Source organism: Curtobacterium citreum (genome assembly GCF_006715175.1).
GTDB lineage: Bacteria > Actinomycetota > Actinomycetes > Actinomycetales > Microbacteriaceae > Curtobacterium > Curtobacterium citreum.
In genome coordinates, this window is record NZ_VFMQ01000001.1 from 3,581,469 (window position 1) to 3,598,219 (window position 16,751).

The 16,751-nt window shown below is 69.5% G+C and carries 20 protein-coding genes; all 20 read right to left on the minus strand.

Annotated elements, in window-relative coordinates:
* On the minus strand, positions 1 to 798 hold the full coding sequence (gene rpsC / locus FB462_RS16985; RefSeq protein ID WP_058742340.1) for a 30S ribosomal protein S3: 798 nt from the start codon (positions 796 to 798) through the stop codon (positions 1 to 3).
* Complete coding sequence (gene rplV, locus FB462_RS16990) at positions 798 to 1,190, minus strand: 50S ribosomal protein L22 (protein ID WP_058742339.1); 393 nt, start codon at positions 1,188 to 1,190, stop codon at positions 798 to 800. The genes rpsC and rplV overlap by 1 nt, the downstream gene beginning before the upstream one ends.
* A gap of 25 nt (positions 1,191 to 1,215) precedes the next feature.
* Positions 1,216 to 1,497 carry a 30S ribosomal protein S19 gene (gene rpsS, locus FB462_RS16995; protein WP_017885529.1) on the minus strand — a complete coding sequence of 94 codons (282 nt, stop codon included), beginning with the start codon at positions 1,495 to 1,497 and terminating at the stop codon, positions 1,216 to 1,218.
* An 11-nt stretch (positions 1,498 to 1,508) separates the two neighbouring features.
* A complete protein-coding gene (gene rplB / locus FB462_RS17000) occupies positions 1,509 to 2,348 on the minus strand; it encodes a 50S ribosomal protein L2 (RefSeq protein ID WP_022903282.1) in 840 nt (279 codons plus the stop codon).
* Between the two features lie 18 nt (positions 2,349 to 2,366).
* Complete coding sequence (gene rplW, locus FB462_RS17005; RefSeq protein ID WP_058742338.1) at positions 2,367 to 2,666, minus strand: 50S ribosomal protein L23; 300 nt, start codon at positions 2,664 to 2,666, stop codon at positions 2,367 to 2,369.
* On the minus strand, positions 2,663 to 3,322 hold the full coding sequence (rplD, locus tag FB462_RS17010; RefSeq protein ID WP_058742337.1) for a 50S ribosomal protein L4: 660 nt from the start codon (positions 3,320 to 3,322) through the stop codon (positions 2,663 to 2,665). The genes rplW and rplD overlap by 4 nt, the downstream gene beginning before the upstream one ends.
* A gap of 2 nt (positions 3,323 to 3,324) precedes the next feature.
* Positions 3,325 to 3,978: a 50S ribosomal protein L3 gene (gene rplC, locus FB462_RS17015; protein WP_022906340.1), complete on the minus strand. Its 654-nt coding sequence runs from the start codon at positions 3,976 to 3,978 to the stop codon at positions 3,325 to 3,327.
* A gap of 13 nt (positions 3,979 to 3,991) precedes the next feature.
* Complete coding sequence (rpsJ, locus tag FB462_RS17020; RefSeq protein ID WP_022903286.1) at positions 3,992 to 4,300, minus strand: 30S ribosomal protein S10; 309 nt, start codon at positions 4,298 to 4,300, stop codon at positions 3,992 to 3,994.
* 516 nt (positions 4,301 to 4,816) lie between these two features.
* The gene (locus FB462_RS17025; RefSeq protein ID WP_141863149.1) at positions 4,817 to 5,632 is read right to left on the minus strand and encodes a DarT ssDNA thymidine ADP-ribosyltransferase family protein; all 816 of its coding nucleotides are present in this window, start codon (positions 5,630 to 5,632) and stop codon (positions 4,817 to 4,819) included.
* A gap of 113 nt (positions 5,633 to 5,745) precedes the next feature.
* Entirely contained in the window at positions 5,746 to 6,723 is a 978-nt protein-coding gene (locus FB462_RS17030) for a DNA topoisomerase IB (RefSeq protein ID WP_141863151.1), read from the minus strand.
* Positions 6,724 to 6,859: 136 nt separating this feature from the next.
* The gene (tuf, locus tag FB462_RS17035; protein WP_058742334.1) at positions 6,860 to 8,047 is read right to left on the minus strand and encodes an elongation factor Tu; all 1,188 of its coding nucleotides are present in this window, start codon (positions 8,045 to 8,047) and stop codon (positions 6,860 to 6,862) included.
* A 137-nt stretch (positions 8,048 to 8,184) separates the two neighbouring features.
* The gene (fusA, locus tag FB462_RS17040) at positions 8,185 to 10,299 is read right to left on the minus strand and encodes an elongation factor G (RefSeq protein ID WP_114849349.1); all 2,115 of its coding nucleotides are present in this window, start codon (positions 10,297 to 10,299) and stop codon (positions 8,185 to 8,187) included.
* Between the two features lie 100 nt (positions 10,300 to 10,399).
* Positions 10,400 to 10,870 carry a 30S ribosomal protein S7 gene (gene rpsG, locus FB462_RS17045; RefSeq protein WP_058742332.1) on the minus strand — a complete coding sequence of 157 codons (471 nt, stop codon included), beginning with the start codon at positions 10,868 to 10,870 and terminating at the stop codon, positions 10,400 to 10,402.
* A gap of 5 nt (positions 10,871 to 10,875) precedes the next feature.
* Entirely contained in the window at positions 10,876 to 11,244 is a 369-nt protein-coding gene (rpsL, locus tag FB462_RS17050) for a 30S ribosomal protein S12 (RefSeq protein ID WP_141863153.1), read from the minus strand.
* Positions 11,245 to 11,581: 337 nt separating this feature from the next.
* Positions 11,582 to 12,712, minus strand: coding sequence for a hypothetical protein (locus FB462_RS17055; RefSeq protein ID WP_141863155.1), 1,131 nt, complete (start codon positions 12,710 to 12,712; stop codon positions 11,582 to 11,584).
* A 115-nt stretch (positions 12,713 to 12,827) separates the two neighbouring features.
* On the minus strand, positions 12,828 to 13,280 hold the full coding sequence (locus tag FB462_RS17060) for a DUF6121 family protein (RefSeq protein WP_141863156.1): 453 nt from the start codon (positions 13,278 to 13,280) through the stop codon (positions 12,828 to 12,830).
* A gap of 58 nt (positions 13,281 to 13,338) precedes the next feature.
* Positions 13,339 to 13,989, minus strand: coding sequence for a CBU_0592 family membrane protein (locus FB462_RS17065; RefSeq protein WP_141863158.1), 651 nt, complete (start codon positions 13,987 to 13,989; stop codon positions 13,339 to 13,341).
* Positions 13,990 to 14,161: 172 nt separating this feature from the next.
* Complete coding sequence (locus tag FB462_RS17070) at positions 14,162 to 14,941, minus strand: hypothetical protein (protein ID WP_141863159.1); 780 nt, start codon at positions 14,939 to 14,941, stop codon at positions 14,162 to 14,164.
* On the minus strand, positions 14,938 to 15,690 hold the full coding sequence (locus tag FB462_RS17075) for a hypothetical protein (RefSeq protein WP_141863162.1): 753 nt from the start codon (positions 15,688 to 15,690) through the stop codon (positions 14,938 to 14,940). The genes FB462_RS17070 and FB462_RS17075 overlap by 4 nt, the downstream gene beginning before the upstream one ends.
* Positions 15,687 to 16,736 carry a type IV pilus assembly protein PilM gene (gene pilM / locus FB462_RS17080; protein ID WP_114849343.1) on the minus strand — a complete coding sequence of 350 codons (1,050 nt, stop codon included), beginning with the start codon at positions 16,734 to 16,736 and terminating at the stop codon, positions 15,687 to 15,689. Before pilM ends, FB462_RS17075 begins: the two co-directional genes overlap by 4 nt.
* Positions 16,737 to 16,751 lie beyond the last annotated feature (15 nt).

Here is a 16,751-nt window from a genome sequence, read left to right on the forward strand (position 1 = left end):
TTACGCCTCAACTCCTGCGCCGGCCGGCGCGTCCTGCGGGGCCTGCTGCTGACGGCCGCCACGGTCGCCGCCACGGCGGTCGCCGCGCTCGCCACGGGGGCCGCCACGACGCTCCGGGCGCGACGAACGCTGGTTCGCCTGCTCGCGAGCGAGCTCCTTGTTCGTGATGTCGCCCTTGTAGATCCAGACCTTCACGCCGATGCGGCCGAAGGTGGTCCGAGCCTCGTAGAAGCCGTAGTCGATGTTCGCGCGGAGCGTGTGCAGGGGCACGCGGCCCTCGCGGTAGAACTCCGAGCGGGACATCTCGGCGCCGCCGAGGCGGCCCGACACCTGGATCCGGACACCCTTGGCGCCGGCGCGCTGTGCACCCTGCAGGCCCTTGCGCATGGCGCGTCGGAACGCGACACGGGCGGAGAGCTGCTCGGCGATGCCCTGCGCGACGAGCTGGGCCTCGGTCTCGGGGTTCTTGACCTCGAGGATGTTGAGCTGGATCTGCTTCTTGGTGAGCTTCTCCAGCTCGCTGCGGACGCGCTCCGCCTCGGCGCCGCGGCGGCCGATGACGATGCCCGGACGCGCCGTGTGGATGTCCACGCGGACGCGATCGCGGGTGCGCTCGAGCTCGATGCGGGCGACACCGGCGCGGTCGAGGGTCTTCTTCAGGTACTCGCGCACCTTGATGTCCTCGGCCACGTAGTCGGCGTAGCGCTGCCCGGCCTTCGTGCTGTCGGTGAACCAGTGCGAGACGTGGTCCGTCGTGATCCCGAGACGGAAACCGTACGGGTTGACCTTCTGGCCCATTAGTTGCTCGCCTTCTTGCTCGTGGCGGCAGCCTCGACCTCATCCGGCGTCGCGAGGACGACCGTGATGTGGGAGGTGCGCTTGTTGATCCGGAAGGCGCGGCCCTGGGCGCGCGGCTGGAACCGCTTCAGGGTCGTTCCCTCGTCGACGAAGACGCGGCTCACGTAGAGGTCGCGCTCGTCCAGGAAGCTGTTCGTCGAGTCCGCCTTCACCCGGGCGTTCGCGATCGCCGAGGCGACCAGCTTGTACACGGGCTCCGAAGCGGCCTGCGGGGCGAACTTCAGGATGGCGAGCGCCTCGTGGGCCTGCTTGCCGCGGATCAGCTCGATGACGCGACGGGCCTTCTGAGGCGTGACGCGGATGTGTCGCACGCGTGCGATCGACTCCACCATTTCGTTCCTCCTCTGCGTCCCCGCGTTAGCGGCGACGGCCCTTCTTGTCGTCCTTCACGTGACCACGGAAGGTGCGGGTCGGCGCGAACTCGCCGAGCTTGTGACCGACCATCGACTCGGTGACGAACACCGGGATGTGCTTGCGGCCGTCGTGCACGGCGATCGTGTGCCCGAGCATGTTCGGGACGATCATCGAGCGACGCGACCACGTGCGGATCACGTTCTTGGTGTTGGCCTCGTTCTGCGTGACGACCTTGCGGAGCAGGTGCTCGTCGACGAAGGGGCCCTTCTTCAGACTGCGTGGCATCTTCTGAACTCCTACTTGCGCTTCTTGCCGGCGTTACGGCGACGGACGATGAGCTTGTCGCTCGGCTTGTTCGGCTTGCGCGTGCGACCCTCGGCCTGGCCCCAGGGGCTGACGGGGTGACGACCACCGGACGTCTTGCCCTCACCACCACCGTGCGGGTGGTCGACCGGGTTCATCGCGACACCACGCACGGTCGGGCGGACGCCCTTCCAGCGCATGCGGCCGGCCTTGCCCCAGTTGATGTTGGACTGCTCGGCGTTGCCGACCTCGCCGATGGTGGCGCGGCAGCGGGCGTCGACGTTGCGGACCTCGCCCGACGGCAGACGGAGCTGCGCGTAGGGGCCGTCCTTGGCGACGAGACGCACCGAGGCACCGGCGGACCGGGCCATCTTCGCGCCGCCACCGGGACGGAGCTCGATCGCGTGGATCACGGTACCGACCGGGATGTTGCGCAGCGGCAGGTTGTTGCCGGGCTTGATGTCCGCGCCGGGACCCTGCTCGACGACGTCGCCCTGCTTGAGCTTGTTCGGCGCGATGATGTAGCGCTTCGTGCCGTCCACGTAGTGCAGGAGCGCGATGCGCGCCGTGCGGTTCGGGTCGTACTCGATGTGCGCGACCTTGGCGTCGACGCCGTCCTTGTCGTGACGACGGAAGTCGATCACGCGGTACTGGCGCTTGTGGCCACCACCGATGTGACGGGTCGTGATGCGGCCGGAGCTGTTGCGGCCACCGGTCTTCGGCAGCGGACGAAGCAGCGACTTCTCCGGCGTCGAACGGGTGATCTCAGCGAAGTCGGCGACCGACGAGCCGCGACGACCAGGGGTCGTCGGCTTGTAGTTACGAATAGCCATGATTTATCCCTCTGGTCCTCAGCCGACAGCCGTGAAGATGTCGATCGAACCGGACTTGAGCGTCACGATGGCACGCTTGGTGTCCTTGCGCTTGCCCAGGCCGAACTTCGTGCGACGGGTCTTGCCCGGACGGTTCAGCGTGTTGATGCTCGCGACCTTGACGTCGAAGATCTTCTCGATGGCGAGCTTGATCTCGGTCTTGTTCGAACGGGGGTCCACGATGAACGTGTACTTGCCCTGGTCGATCAGGCCGTAGCTCTTCTCCGAGACGACCGGCGAGATGATGATGTCGCGCGGGTCCTTGTTGAAGCCGCTCATGCGGAGATCTCCTTCGCGGTCTTCGACGCGATGAATGCGTCGAGGGCGCTCTTGCTGAAGACGAGGGCGTCGGCCTTGAGCACGTCGTAGGCGTTGAGCTGGCCGTACGAGAGCGCGTGGACGTTCGGCAGGTTGCGGACGGACTTGAGCGTGAGCTCGTCGTCCGACTCGAGCACGACGAGCACGTTCTTGACGGGCGCGACCTTCTCGATGAGCGTGCGGGCGGTCTTCGTCGACGGCGTCTCAGCCGCGACGAAGCCCTCCACAGCGGAGATGCGGCCACCGCGGGCGCGGTCCGAGAGCGAGCCGAGCAGAGCAGCGGCGATCATCTTCTTCGGGGTGCGCTGCGAGTAGTCGCGCGGGGTCGGTCCGTGGACCACGCCACCGCCGGTGTGCTCCGGTGCGCGGACCGAACCCTGACGGGAGCGGCCGGTGCCCTTCTGCTTGAACGGCTTGCGACCAGCACCGCGGACCTCGCCGCGGTTCTTGGTCTTGTGGGTGCCCTGACGCGCGGCTGCGAGCTGCGCGGTCACGACCTGGTGGATCAGCGGGACGTTCGTCTCGACGTCGAAGAGCTCGGCGGGCAGCTCGATGCTGCCGGCGACGGCTCCGGTCGCGTCGAGGACGTCGATCGTGGTTGCGGTCTCGGTGGCCATGATCACTTACCCTTCACGGCGGTACGGACGAAGACGGAGCGGCCACGAGCACCGGGGACGGCGCCCTTGACGAGCAGCAGACCCTTCTCGGCGTCGACGGCGTGCACCGTGAGGTTGAGGACGGTCACGCGCTCGCCACCCATGCGACCAGCCATGCGCATGCCCTTGAAGACACGCGACGGGGTCGACGAGGCACCGATGGAACCGGGCTTGCGGTGGTTGCGGTGCGCACCGTGCGAAGCGGACACACCGGCGAAGCCGTGGCGCTTCATGACACCGGCGAAGCCCTTGCCCTTCGACGTCCCGACGACGTCGACCTTCTGGCCGGCCTCGAAGGTGTCGACGGTGAGCTCCTGGCCGAGCGAGTACTCGGCGGAGTCGTTGGTGCGGATCTCGGTGAGGGTGCGACGCGGGGTCACACCAGCAGCCTCGAAGTGGCCGGCAGCCGGCTTGTTGACCTTGCGCGGGTCGATCGCACCGGCGGCGATCTGGATCGCCTCGTAGCCGTCGCGCTCGACGTTGCGGATCTGGGTGACCACGTTCGGGCCGACCTCGATCACGGTGACGGGGATGAACTTGTTGTTCTCGTCCCACACCTGGGTCATCCCGAGCTTCTTGCCGAGGAGGCCCTTGACGGTCTTGGTTGAGTTCGCCATCAGTCCAGCCCCCTTACAGCTTGATCTCGATGTTGACGTCCGCCGGGAGGTCGAGTCGCATGAGCGAGTCGACGGCCTTCGGCGTCGGGTCGACGATGTCGATGACCCGCTTGTGCGTGCGCTTCTCGAAGTGCTCGCGCGAGTCCTTGTACTTGTGGGGCGAACGGATCACGGTGACCACGTTCTTCTCGGTGGGGAGCGGCACCGGGCCGACCACGGTCGCACCGGCACGGGTCACCGTGTCGACGATCTTCCGGGCCGACGTGTCGATGACCTCGTGGTCGTACGACTTGAGCCGGATGCGGATCTTCTGTCCCGCCATGTGTCTCTTGTCCTCTCTGCGCCGCGCACCCTCGGGCCGCCTGACGCCGCCGTGCCGTGCATTCCTGCAGGGCTTGGCTGTTTTCCTGAACCAACCGGCCGCATCCGCTGGGGATGACCGCTGTTCTCCTGTCAACCGCGCAGGGCGACCGGGGCCGTCCAGCGTGGGCATGTCGCTTCCCCGGCGCCGTGGCACAGCAGTGCCGCACACCGTGGTGGGGATTCGATCGTGTTCTGCTGCCTGCGGCCCAACCCAGCTCCGCTGGACGGAGGGGTTGTGCACTGCCAGAGCAGTGATCCTGCGCGCGCGAACGCCCGCGGAATTCGGAACCGGACAAGTGTCGCACAGGCACGCCAAGCGTGCAACCCGGGCGTGTCGCGAATTCGTGGCGTGTCGCGGCCGGCTCACGGGCCCGGATCCGCGGGCTTCGGACCGGCCTGGAGGATCGGATCCCCCCGTCACGCAGCGCACCCTCCCGACGTGGTCGGGAGGGTGCGTCAGAGGTACTCCGGACGCCTACTCGGCGGCGACCACGGGCGGCACGAACCACGGCGGGAACACCGCGACGCGGGGCGCGCGGCCCCCCTGCTCGGCCAGGAGCGTCTTGACCTGCTGGCGGACGCGGTCGTTCGGGACACCGATCACGGCGACCGAGGACAGCGGCACGCGCGGCCCGGCGAGCAGTTCGAGGCCGTGCATCTCCGGGTCGGTGAAGTCCGTGCGGCGGATGAGGTTCGTCGCGGCCGCGGGGCCGACGGCGAACCGGACGTCCTCGGCGTCGGCGTCCTGGTCGGCGACGATCACGGAGGCGCCGAAGGCGGAGACGGGCACGACGAGGACGACGTACTCGACGGCACGCGTGCGTCGGGCGGCGTCGGACCACCGCTCCCCCGCGGCGCCGCGGCGGAGCTCGTCCCACCGCGTGGCGTCGGGCGAGAGCGAGAACGTCACGTGCCCGGACACCGGACCGCCGTCCGGCGCGGATGCGTGCGCGCGTGCGGCGCGGGTGGCCGGGGAGCTGACGTCGACCGCGGGTGTCGCGGCGTCGGCGGCGAGGATCGCGCCCTCGGCGACGATCGACGCGAGGTTGTCGATGTGGGTGGCGTGGTGGGCCCGGAGCGACGCGAAGTCACGGGGTTCCGGCAGCTCGGGCGCCGCGGGCGACCGCAGCGAGGAGGAGCCGCGCGCGGGCGCCGGGGTGGATCGGAGGTCGGTGGTGATGCGGGTCCGGCGGGGCGCCGGCGTGGTGGGGGCCATCGGCGTCTCGCGCTGGCGGGGGGAGCAGATGTCGCAGAGCTCGGTGGGGAAACCGTGGATGCACTCGTCGGTCACGACTGGGGAGGGTCCTTCCGTGCCCGTGTGGGGGTGGTCGGGCACGGTGTCCAACCGTACGTCATGATGCGGCGCACGTGGTCACTGCCCGTCGTCGTCAGGGCGGGACGGTGTCACTGGCGGTAGAGCAGGGCGCGGACCTCGGACTCCGCTGCGTGCAGCCGCGCCGGGTCGATGGTCTCGCCGTGCTCGTACGCGTCGAGCAGCCGCGGGTCGATGTAGCTCTGCCGGCACACGGTCGGGGTGTTGCCGAGTTCCTCGCTGGCGGCCTTCACCGCGTGCGACACCGCCTTCTTGCGCTTCGCCTGGCTGGGCTGCATGCCGGTCTTGGCCAGGTCGACCGCCGCCGCCACGGTCCCGTGCAGGGTCCGGAAGTCCTTCGCGGTGAACGCGTCGCCGGCGCGCTCCTTGACGTACTCGTTGATGTCCTCGGCGGCGAGCGGCTCCCACTCGGCGCCGCGGCGCTCCCGGAAGGCCAGCAGCCGGGCGTTCGCCCCGCGGCGCTTCATGCCGGCGATCACCCGCGCCAGGTCGGCGTCGTGGATCGTCGAGGACCACTCCTGCCCGCTCTTGCCCGGGAAGTCGAGCTCGATGTCGTTCCCCGAGACGTGCGCGTGCGCGCACAGGAGCGTCGACAGCCCGCGGCTCCCGTGCTCGGTCGCGTAGCGCTCCGAACCCACCCGGAGCGATCCCTGGTCGAGCATCCGGAACGCCGCGGCCAGTGCGCGTCGACGGTCGGGCTCGGGACGACGGAGGTCCTGCGTCACCATCCGACGCGCGCCGGGCAGCGACTCGGCCAGCGCGAGGGCCCGGTCGTACTTGATCCGGTCCATCCGTTCGCGCCACGACGGGTGGTACATGTACTGCCGGCGGCCGGCACCGTCGATGCCCGTCGCGAGGACGTGCCCGTTGTCGTACGGCGAGATCCAGACGTCGTCCCACGCCGGCGGGATGACGAGGTCCTCGAGCCGCTGGCGCACCTCGGGGTCGGTGACGGTGTTGTTGTCCGGGTCGCGGTACGAGAAGCCGCGGCCGCTGCGGACACGGTGGTAGCCACGGCCGTTGGTCGCGGATCGGCGGAGACGGGTCACCGCACCGATGCAACACGTGCGCACCTGGGACGGGCCACGGACAGCGACCACCGTACGAGCAGACGCCCGCGGAACGACGAAGCGGGGCCGGACCCGAAGGCCCGACCCCGCTTGCGCAGTGCTCCGTTGGACGGAGTTACTTGATGATCTCCTCGACCGTACCGGCGCCGACCGTACGACCACCCTCACGGATGGCGAAGCGGAGGCCGGCCTCCATGGCGATCGGCTGGATCAGCTCGACGGTCATGGAGACGGTGTCGCCGGGCATGACCATCTCGGTGCCCTCGGGCAGCGTGATGACGCCGGTGACGTCCGTGGTGCGGAAGTAGAACTGCGGACGGTAGTTCGCGTAGAACGGGTTGTGACGGCCGCCCTCGTCCTTGGTCAGGATGTAGGCGTTCGCCTTGAAGTCCGTGTGCGGCGTGACCGAACCCGGCTTGACGACGACCTGGCCGCGCTCCACGTCCTCGCGCTTGAGGCCACGGATGAGCAGACCGGTGTTGTCACCGGCCTCGGCCTTGTCGAGCAGCTTGCGGAACATCTCGATGCCCGTGACCGTGGTCTTCTGCGTCGGGCGGATGCCGACGATCTCGACCTCGGAGTTGAGGTCGAGCGTGCCACGCTCGACACGACCGGTGACGACGGTGCCACGACCGGTGATCGTGAAGACGTCCTCGATCGGCATGAGGAACGGCTGGTCGGTGGCGCGCACCGGGTCCGGGACGTTCTCGTCGACGGCGGCCATCAGGTCCTGGACGGACTTGACCCACTTCTCGTCGCCCTCGAGCGCCTTGAGCGCCGAGACCTGCACGACGGGGGCGTCCTCGTCGAACTCCTGCGAGCCGAGGAGCTCACGGACCTCGAGCTCGACGAGCTCCAGGATCTCCTCGTCGTCCACCATGTCGGACTTGTTCAGCGCGACGACGATGTACGGGACGCCGACCTGGCGGGCGAGCAGCACGTGCTCACGCGTCTGGGGCATCGGGCCGTCGGTGGCGGCGACCACGAGGATCGCGCCGTCCATCTGCGCCGCACCCGTGATCATGTTCTTCACGTAGTCAGCGTGACCCGGAGCGTCGACGTGAGCGTAGTGACGCTTCTCCGTCTGGTACTCGACGTGGGAGATGTTGATCGTGATGCCGCGATCGCGCTCCTCGGGAGCGCTGTCGATCTGTGCGAAGTCACGGGCCTCGTTGAGGTCCGGGTACTGGTCGTGCAGAACCTTGGTGATCGCCGCCGTGAGCGTGGTCTTGCCGTGGTCGACGTGACCGATGGTTCCGATGTTGACGTGCGGCTTGGTCCGCTCGAACTTGGCCTTGGCCACTGTGGGTCCTCCTCAGGACTCGGAGAGCAAGCCCCCGGTCGCGAGACCGTTGGCGTGCAGGGTGTGTGTCATTACTGTACTTGGTGGCGAGGGGCCCGTCGCCGGGCACCCTCGCCTGTCGAGAGAACGCCGGAGCGTTACTCTCCGCTGTTCTTCGCGATGATCTCCTCGGCGACCTTGGCCGGGACCTGGCTGTAGGTCTCGAAGGTCATCGAGTAGACCGCACGACCAGAGGTCTTGGACCGCAGGTCCCCGACGTAGCCGAACATCTCGGACAGCGGAACGCTCGCGCGGACCACCTTGACGCCCGAGGCGTCCTCCATCGAGGCGATCTGGCCACGACGGGAGTTGAGGTCACCGATGACGTCGCCCATGTACTCCTCCGGAGTACGCACCTCGACGGCCATGATCGGCTCGAGGATGGCGGGGCCGGCCTTGCGGGCGGCCTCCTTGTAGGCGATGGAACCGGCGATCTTGAACGCCATCTCGGACGAGTCGACGTCGTGCGCCGCGCCGTCCTTGAGGATGGCCTTCACGCCGACGGTCGGGTACCCGGCCAGGATGCCGACCTGCATGGCGTCCTGGATACCGGCGTCGACCGAGGGGATGTACTCACGCGGGACGCGACCACCGGTGACGGCGTTCTCGAACTCGTAGACCTTCTCGGCCGTGACTTCCATCGGCTCGAGGGCGATCTGCACCTTCGCGAACTGGCCGGAACCACCGGTCTGCTTCTTGTGCGTGTAGTCGTAGCGCTCGACGACCTTGGTCAGGGTCTCGCGGTACGCGACCTGCGGCTTGCCGACGCTGGCCTCGACCTTGAACTCGCGCTTCATGCGGTCGACGAGGATGTCGAGGTGGAGCTCGCCCATGCCCTTGATCGTCGTCTGACCGGTCTCGGCGTTGAGCTCGACGCGGAACGTCGGGTCTTCTTCGGCGAGCTTCTGGATGGCCGTGGAGAGCTTCTCCTGGTCGGCCTTCGTGTTCGGCTCGATGGCGACCTCGATGACCGGCTCCGGGAAGGTCATCGACTCGAGGACGACCTGGTTGGTCGGGTCGCACAGGGTGTCACCGGTGGTGGTGTCCTTGAGGCCGATGACCGCGTAGATGTGTCCGGCGGTGACGTTGTCGACCGGGTTCTCCTTGTTGGAGTGCATCTGGAAGATCTTGCCGATGCGCTCCTTCTTGCCCTTGGTCGAGTTGATGACCTGGGCACCGGACTCGATCGAGCCGGAGTACACGCGGACGTAGGTCAGACGACCGAAGAACGGGTGCACCGCGACCTTGAACGCCAGGGCCGAGAACGGCTCGGTGGCGTCGGGCTTGCGGATGATCTCCTTCTCTTCGTCCTTGACGTCGTGGCCGATCATCGGCGGCACGTCGAGCGGGGACGGGAGGTAGTCGATGACCGCGTCGAGCATCGGCTGGACACCGCGGTTCTTGAACGCCGAACCACAGAGGACCGGGTAGACCTCGGAAGCGATCGTGAGCTTGCGGATCGCGCCCTTGATCTCGGCCTTCGTGAGCTCCTCGCCACCGAAGAACTTCTCGAGCAGGGCGTCGTCGGTCTCGGCGACGCGCTCGATCAGCTTCGCGCGGTACTCCTCGGCACGGGCCTGGAGGTCCGCGGGGATCTCCTGGACCTCGTACTGGGCGCCCATGGTGACGTCACCCTTGGCATCGCCCGGCCAGACCTTGGCGTGCATCTCGATGAGGTCGACGACGCCGACGAAGTCGTTCTCGGCACCGATCGGGAGCTGGAGCACGAGGGGCTCAGCACCGAGGCGGTTGATGATCGTGTCGACGGTGAAGTAGAAGTCCGCGCCGAGCTTGTCCATCTTGTTGACGAAGCAGATGCGGGGGACGTCGTACTTGTCCGCCTGACGCCACACGGTCTCGGACTGGGGCTCGACGCCCTCCTTGCCGTCGAAGACGGCGACGGCACCGTCGAGGACGCGGAGCGAACGCTCCACCTCGACCGTGAAGTCCACGTGACCGGGGGTGTCGATGATGTTGATCTGGTTGTTGTCCCAGAAGCAGGTCGTCGCGGCCGACGTGATCGTGATGCCGCGCTCCTGCTCCTGCGCCATCCAGTCCATCGTCGCGGCGCCGTCGTGGACCTCACCGATCTTGTGCGTGATGCCCGTGTAGAACAGGATGCGCTCGGTCGTCGTGGTCTTGCCGGCATCGATGTGCGCCATGATGCCGATGTTGCGGACCTTGTTCAGGTCGGTGAGCACGTCCTGTGCCACAGGTTCCTCCGGAAGAGTTGTAGGAGAGGTTGGCGTCCGGGAAGGGCGCCGGGGTTCTTGACCACCGACGCCCTCCCGGTGCCGGGACTACCGGCCGGACTTACCAGCGGTAGTGGGCGAAGGCCTTGTTCGACTCGGCCATCTTGTGCGTGTCCTCACGGCGCTTCACCGCGGCACCGAGACCGTTCGACGCGTCGAGGATCTCGTTCATGAGACGCTCGGTCATCGTCTTCTCGCGACGGGCCTTGGCGTACGAGGTGAGCCAGCGGAGCGCGAGGGTGTTCGCGCGGTGCGGCTTGACCTCGACCGGCACCTGGTAGGTCGAGCCACCGACGCGGCGGCTGCGGACCTCGAGGGTCGGACGGACGTTGTCGAGCGCCTTCTTCAGCGTCGCGACCGCATCCTGCTGGTTCTTGGCGGTGACGCCCTCGAGTGCATCGTAGACGATGCGCTCGGCGAGGCCCTTCTTGCCGTCCAGGAGGATCTTGTTGACGAGCTGCGAGACGATCGGCGCGCCGTACACCGGGTCGGCGACGACGGGACGCTTCGGGGCGGGACCCTTGCGAGGCATCTAACTCAACCCTTCTTCGCGCCGTAGCGGCTGCGGGCCTGCTTACGGTTCTTGACGGCCTGGGTGTCCAGGGCACCGCGGATGATCTTGTAGCGCACGCCGGGGAGGTCCTTCACACGACCGCCGCGGACGAGCACCATCGAGTGCTCCTGCGGGTTGTGGCCCTCACCGGGGATGTAGGCCGTGACCTCGGTGCCGTTCGAGAGCTTGACACGAGCGACCTTGCGCAGGGCCGAGTTCGGCTTCTTGGGGGTGGTGGTGTAGACGCGGGTGCAGACACCACGCTGCTGGGGGTTCGCCTTCAGTGCCGGCGCCTTGGTCTTGACGACCTTCGGCGTGCGGCCCTTGCGAACGAGCTGCTGGATGGTAGGCAACTGTTCTCCTGGTTCTTCGCTCGTGCTCTGGCCAGCGCGTTCCGCTGGCTTCCTCATCCCACGCCGATCGCCGCCTGACGGCGGAGGAAGCGGGGATGGATGTCCGAGCCGGCGATGCCGACCCGGGATTTCGGGCGCGCCCGAGGGCGCACACCCAGGAGAGCCTACCCGCGCGGTCGGGCGAAATCAATCCGGGCGCGTCGTGGCGCGCACCACCTGCGCGCCGGAGCGGGTACGGTCGGTCGGTTGCCCGCCCGACGGCGGAGGCGAGCCGATCGGCGGGGGTGGGTCACGCCTCCAGGCCGAGGACCCGACCACCCGGCGGACGGGCGTCGGGTCAGGAGCCGGAGTCCGACGAACCGTTGCCGACGGCCGAGACGAACGTCGCCCCCTGGTCGGTGAAGCCCGTGATGTAGCCGCTCGCGTTGACGTTCATCGGCCCCGCCGAGGCCGTGCCGGTGCCGGCGGAGTTCGAGATGTCCGCCGTGAACTTCGCGCGCCCGTTGGTGGTGGTCGAGACCAGCCATCCGCGGGAGACCCAGTCACTGACCGCGACGACCGGACGGGACTCGAGCGTCCACTTCTGGTTCGTGTACGTGTAGGCCGGGTCCTCGCCGTAGGCGTAGAAGCTGCACCCGGGCGGCGCCGTCTCGGTCGAGGCGATGCAGCCGTCGACCCACTTGTCGACCGCGTCCTTCGCGGCCTGCTGGCCGGCGTCGGTGAGGGTCGTCTGCAGCGTGACCGGCACCGATCCCACGGCACCGCCGAAGCCCGACACGGTCGTGCGCTGGGCGTCCGCGGTGAACCACTTGCCGCCGTCGACGGCGATCGAGTACTCCCCCGGCAGGGCCTTGAGCGTCGCGATGCCGTCCTTCGACGTCGTGATCTCCTGGTCGGCGACGCGGACCGCGGTGCCGCCGGGGCCGCTCACCGCCACCTGCACCTGTCCGAGGCGGGGCGCCTCGAGGTCCCAGACCGGGAAGACGCCCCAGTCGGTGCCCGTCTTGTCGAGCGTGAACGTCGCGGCGACGTCCCGGCCGCCCTGCTTCAGGTAGGCGCGGACCCGGGCGGTGTCGCCCGCGGTGTCGGTCGCGGCGATCCGGTAGCCGGTGACCCGCCCGGAGGCCTTGGCGTACGCGGCGTCGGTGAGGAGCACGTCGTCCTTGCCGTGCTCGATGCCCGCTGCCGAGAGGGCGTCGTCCACACGACCGGCGGTCAGGTCGTCGAGGAAGGCGCGGACCGGTCGGTCGGGCGAGTGCGAGGAGGTGCCGACGGAGAAGCCGACGACCCCGGCGACGGCCAGCAGCACGATCGCGGCCCCACCGGCGATGATGCTGATGAGCGGACCGCGGCCGAGTCGCCGCCGAGGCGGCACCGGTCGGGGCGCGACCGGCTGCTCGAGCGTGCCCCGGATCGTGTCGACGTGCGGTGTCGCGGCCCAGTCGGCCACCTGTCGCTCCTCGGTCATGCGTCCCCCGTCGTGCCTGGTGCGCGCGTGCCTGGTGCGTGCGTGCTCCGGGATCCTACCGCCGGGAGACGACGTCGGACCGGGCTGCGGTCCCCGCGCACCCTGTCCTCGCCCGTCAGCGGTGGTCGTGGTCCGCCGGCGCCTGCTGGGGTGCGGAGCGGGCCTGGTGTCGTGCGGCCGCGATGCCGCCGACGACGCAGAGCAGCGCCACGACGACCGAGCCGACGACGAAGGGGCTCAGCGCCGAGCCAGCAGGGAACACGAGGAGCTCGGTCGCGTCACCGCGGACGAGGGAGTAGCCGACCGAACCGACCGCGAGCATGACGAGGTACGTCGACGCGGCGGCCACGAGTCCGGTCACGCCGGGGTTGCCCTCGCGGATGCCGGCGGCCGTCGTCACGAAGACCACCACGCCGGCCCCGAGGACCATCGCCGGGCCCAGGTACGCGGTCGCGTCCGGTTGGGGGATCGCCTCGACGTCGGCGAGCAGGGCCTCGAAGCCCGTCACCGCGATGACGAGCGCGATGAAGAGGACCGACGTCATCGTCGCGATCAGCCACCGGGACATGGGGCGATCGTACCGCCGGGCCGCCCACGGGGGCGTCCGGCTGCGCGATCGGGCCGGGTCAGGTGCGGCTGGGCTGCTCGGCCGGCGTCGGCTCGTGTGCCGTGTCGTCCTGCTCCTGTGCCGCTTCGTCCTGCGCCGCCCGGTCCTCTGCCGTCCGGTCGTTCGTCGCCTGGTCCTGCGCCGCCTGCTCGTTCGCTGCGGCGACGAGGGCGAGCGCGATGGTCGCGGTGATCACCGGGATGGACCCGGTGATCGGCACGGTGGGTGCGGACCCGGTCTGGAGGCGCGGCTCGGCCGCGGGGAGCGGTCCGGTCTGGAGGCGCGGCTCGGCCCGGGCGGGCGTGTGCGGCTGGACCTCGTGGTCGCGGAGCGCGGGTCCGACGACCGGCAGGACCGCGGTCGTCGTCGGCGGCTCCGCGTGCAGGACTGCGGGCCCGACAGCGGTCCGGCCGGCACGCACCCGGGCTCGGCGCGCGCGACCCATCCGGACCAGCACGACGACCGCGACGACGGCCCAGATGCCGTTCACGATGGTCGACGGGATCGCGTGGTGGGCGGCGACGTTGATCGCCACCGACAGTCCTCCGACGAGGTTGAACACCTGGTACAGCGGCCCGTTGGGGATCTTCCCGAGCGAGAACAACAGGTAACCAGCGAGGACGGTTACGGCTCCGAACCAGCCGAGGAACTCCACGATTCCGACCAACACGCGCGACTCCGGGCACGACGAGGAACGGCCGTCCAGAGGCGACCGTCCGAGAGGGGGGCGAGCAGTCGCGAGTGCGACGTCGGGAGCATCGTAGGCACACCGACGGGTGTCGCGGAAGTGGGTGCGGCGTGGCGTGGCGCACCCACTTCGCGGGGTGGGTTCCCAGGGGGTGTCAGCCGGCGGGGGTGGCGGTGGCGGAGGGGGTCGCGGACGCGTTCTCGGTCGCCTGCGACACCTGGGCGGCCTTCGCATCGGCGAGGACGTACACGAACCCCGAGAGAGTCCAGGTGGTCCCGCCTGCGGTCGGGGCAGCGGACGCGTCGGCCGCGGTCTCCTGCTTCTGCGAGGTGATGCCGTTGACGAGGAACAGGCGCTCTCCGCTCTGCACGCCCTTGGTGAACTGCAGCGCCTGCGCGAACGACCCCGAGACGTCGATGCTCACCGCGATGGTCGAGAAGTTGGCGCCGGTGATGCGGCTGTCCGTCTTCGTCGCCGGGGCCACGGGCGACGTCGGCGCAGCGGCCGTCGGCTCGCCGCTGGGCGCCGAGGTCGCGCTCGTGCCGGTGGACGCAGGTACTCCACCGGTCGTCCCGGTCGACGCCGGCGGTGCGTACGCGGCCGCCCACGCGGTCGTGATGCCCGTCACCGTGACGCCGGACGAGGACGCGACCGCGTCGATCTCCTTGTAGAAGGCTGCGGTGGCGGGGGTCGACGGGACGGAGGCCTCGAGCGTCGCGAGCTCCTGCTGCTTGCTCGGGAGCTCCTTCGACTGCTCCGCGAGTCGGGCGAGTTCGCTCCGGTAGGTCTCGTTGGTCGCCTCGATGGACGCCTGCTGCTGCCGGTTCGCCGCGGCGGCGGCCAGCTGCGGTTGCACACCGAGGAAGAACCCGCCGACGAGGACGACGCTGCCGATGACGAGTGCCACGACGAGGTGGAGCCGGTTCCTGGTCACTTCGATCGCTCCTCGTACTTGCCGTCGTAGGCGGCTTCGTTCACGTGCACGGTCATGTTCACCGTGTAGTGGCCGTCCTCGTCGACACGTGACACGGCGTTCGCGTTCGCGTCGACGAACCCCTTCAGCCCACGCACGCGGTCCAGCCAGTCCGGGATCGAGGGCAGCGTCGGGCTGTCCGCGTCGAAGGTGACCGTGGCGATCCGGACACCCTGCAGCGGGGCGTCCGCCTGTGTGTACGGCGCGAGCGGCGACGCCGAGTCGACGGTCACCCCGGTGATGGCCACACCGGCGGGCAGCGAGTCCTGGGCGCTCTGCAGGTACGCAGCCCAGTCGATCTCCGTCGCTCCGCCGACCGCCTGCGCCGAACGGACGAGGTCGGAGCGCCCCTCGACGTCGCGGACGTCCGAGTACTGTCCCTGCTGCTGCAGCAGCGCGGTGCCCTCGCTCTGGGCCGTCCGGAGCTGGCTGGCCGAGGACATCTGGTCCAGCGCCGTCATCCCGCTCCCGACGAGCACGACCGAGGCGACCACGGCCACCCCGAACCAGACCCGGCGGACGACGACGCGCTGGCGACGGTCGACGAGCACCTCGGTGGGGAGGAGGTCGACCCGGGGCGAGCCACCGACGACGAGGTCCCGGGGGGCCCGGCGGTTCTGCTGCCTCGAGCGCTGCTCGTGGTCGGACACGAGCTTGGCGGCCGACGAGGTCGGTCGGACTCCGCGGAGCCGTTCCATCGTGCCGGTCATGCTGCTCGTCCTCCCGCGGCGAGGCCCCAGGCCACCGCCATCGACTGCCCGCGTTCGGCCACGACCTCCGGCGCGATGCTCCGCGCCCAGTGGACGCCCGCGAAGGGGTCTCCCACGACGGTCGGGACGCCGGTCGTCTCGGCCAGGGCCTCGCCGAAGCCCGGCAGGCCGCTGCCCGCCCCGGCGAGGACGAGCCGTGCGATCGGCGCGCCGTCGCCCTTCGTGTTCACGAAGTAGTTCAGCGTGTTGCGGATGCTCGCGATGAGCTCGTTCGTGGCTTCGCGGACGACCGCGGCGGCGCGGACGTCGTCGGCGGTCTGCGCCCGCGCCCCGGTGCCGATCCAGCGCTTCACGACCTCGGCCTGCTCGAGGGAGATCTCGAGCCGCACGGCGATCTGCTTCGTGACCTCGTCGCCGCCGGTCGGGATGATCCGGACGAAGTGCGGGACCCCGTGCCGGGCGATGACCACGGTGGTGGCGTTGCCGCCGAGCTCGACGATGGCGGCGGCCGGGACGTCGGCGGGTGCGAGCACGCGGCTGAGGGCGAACGGGATCAGGTCGACGCCGACCGGGTGGAGACCGGCGAGCTGGACGGCTCGGACGTTGGCGAGCACGGCGTCCTTGATGGCGGCCACGAGCAGGCCGTGCACGACGGGTCCGCCCTCGCCGCTGCCCTCGGCGATCGGGTAGAAGTCGAGGATGGCCTCGCCCACCGGGACCGGGAGGAGGTCCTGGACCTGGAACGGGAGCGACTCACGGATCTGTGCCAGCGGCGCCTTGGGGACGGTGAGGTCCCGCGAGAGCACCCGCTGGTTGCCCATGCCGAGCGCGACGTCCTTGGTCCGGAAACGTCCGACGGCCCACAGCTCCCGGAGCGCGGCGGCGACGGTGTTCGGCTCGAGGACCTCACCGCGACTGGTCGACCCGATCGGCAGCGGGACCTCTGCGATGCGGAGGATGGACGGGGCGTTCCCACGGGTCCGCGCGACCTCGACGGCACGGATGGACGTGCTGCCGATGTCGATCCCGACGACGTTCTTCGCCATTGCTCGTTCTTCCGC

Excerpts from the sequence above, each read along its gene's own strand:
- rpsS (WP_017885529.1), bottom strand. The coding sequence starts at position 1,497 with ATGCCACGCAGTCTGAAGAAGGGCCCCTTCGTCGACGAGCACCTGCTC.
- rpsJ (WP_022903286.1), bottom strand. The coding sequence starts at position 4,300 with ATGGCGGGACAGAAGATCCGCATCCGGCTCAAGTCGTACGACCACGAG.
- FB462_RS17055 (WP_141863155.1), bottom strand. The coding sequence starts at position 12,712 with ATGACCGAGGAGCGACAGGTGGCCGACTGGGCCGCGACACCGCACGTC.
- rplC (WP_022906340.1), bottom strand. The coding sequence starts at position 3,978 with ATGGCGAACTCAACCAAGACCGTCAAGGGCCTCCTCGGCAAGAAGCTC.
- FB462_RS17060 (WP_141863156.1), bottom strand. The coding sequence starts at position 13,280 with ATGTCCCGGTGGCTGATCGCGACGATGACGTCGGTCCTCTTCATCGCG.
- FB462_RS17075 (WP_141863162.1), bottom strand. The coding sequence starts at position 15,690 with ATGACCGGCACGATGGAACGGCTCCGCGGAGTCCGACCGACCTCGTCG.
- rplD (WP_058742337.1), bottom strand. The coding sequence starts at position 3,322 with ATGGCCACCGAGACCGCAACCACGATCGACGTCCTCGACGCGACCGGA.
- rplW (WP_058742338.1), bottom strand. The coding sequence starts at position 2,666 with ATGAGCGGCTTCAACAAGGACCCGCGCGACATCATCATCTCGCCGGTC.
- rplB (WP_022903282.1), bottom strand. The coding sequence starts at position 2,348 with ATGGCTATTCGTAACTACAAGCCGACGACCCCTGGTCGTCGCGGCTCG.
- rpsC (WP_058742340.1), bottom strand. The coding sequence starts at position 798 with ATGGGCCAGAAGGTCAACCCGTACGGTTTCCGTCTCGGGATCACGACG.
- rpsG (WP_058742332.1), bottom strand. The coding sequence starts at position 10,870 with ATGCCTCGCAAGGGTCCCGCCCCGAAGCGTCCCGTCGTCGCCGACCCG.
- rplV (WP_058742339.1), bottom strand. The coding sequence starts at position 1,190 with ATGGTGGAGTCGATCGCACGCGTGCGACACATCCGCGTCACGCCTCAG.
- pilM (WP_114849343.1), bottom strand. The coding sequence starts at position 16,736 with ATGGCGAAGAACGTCGTCGGGATCGACATCGGCAGCACGTCCATCCGT.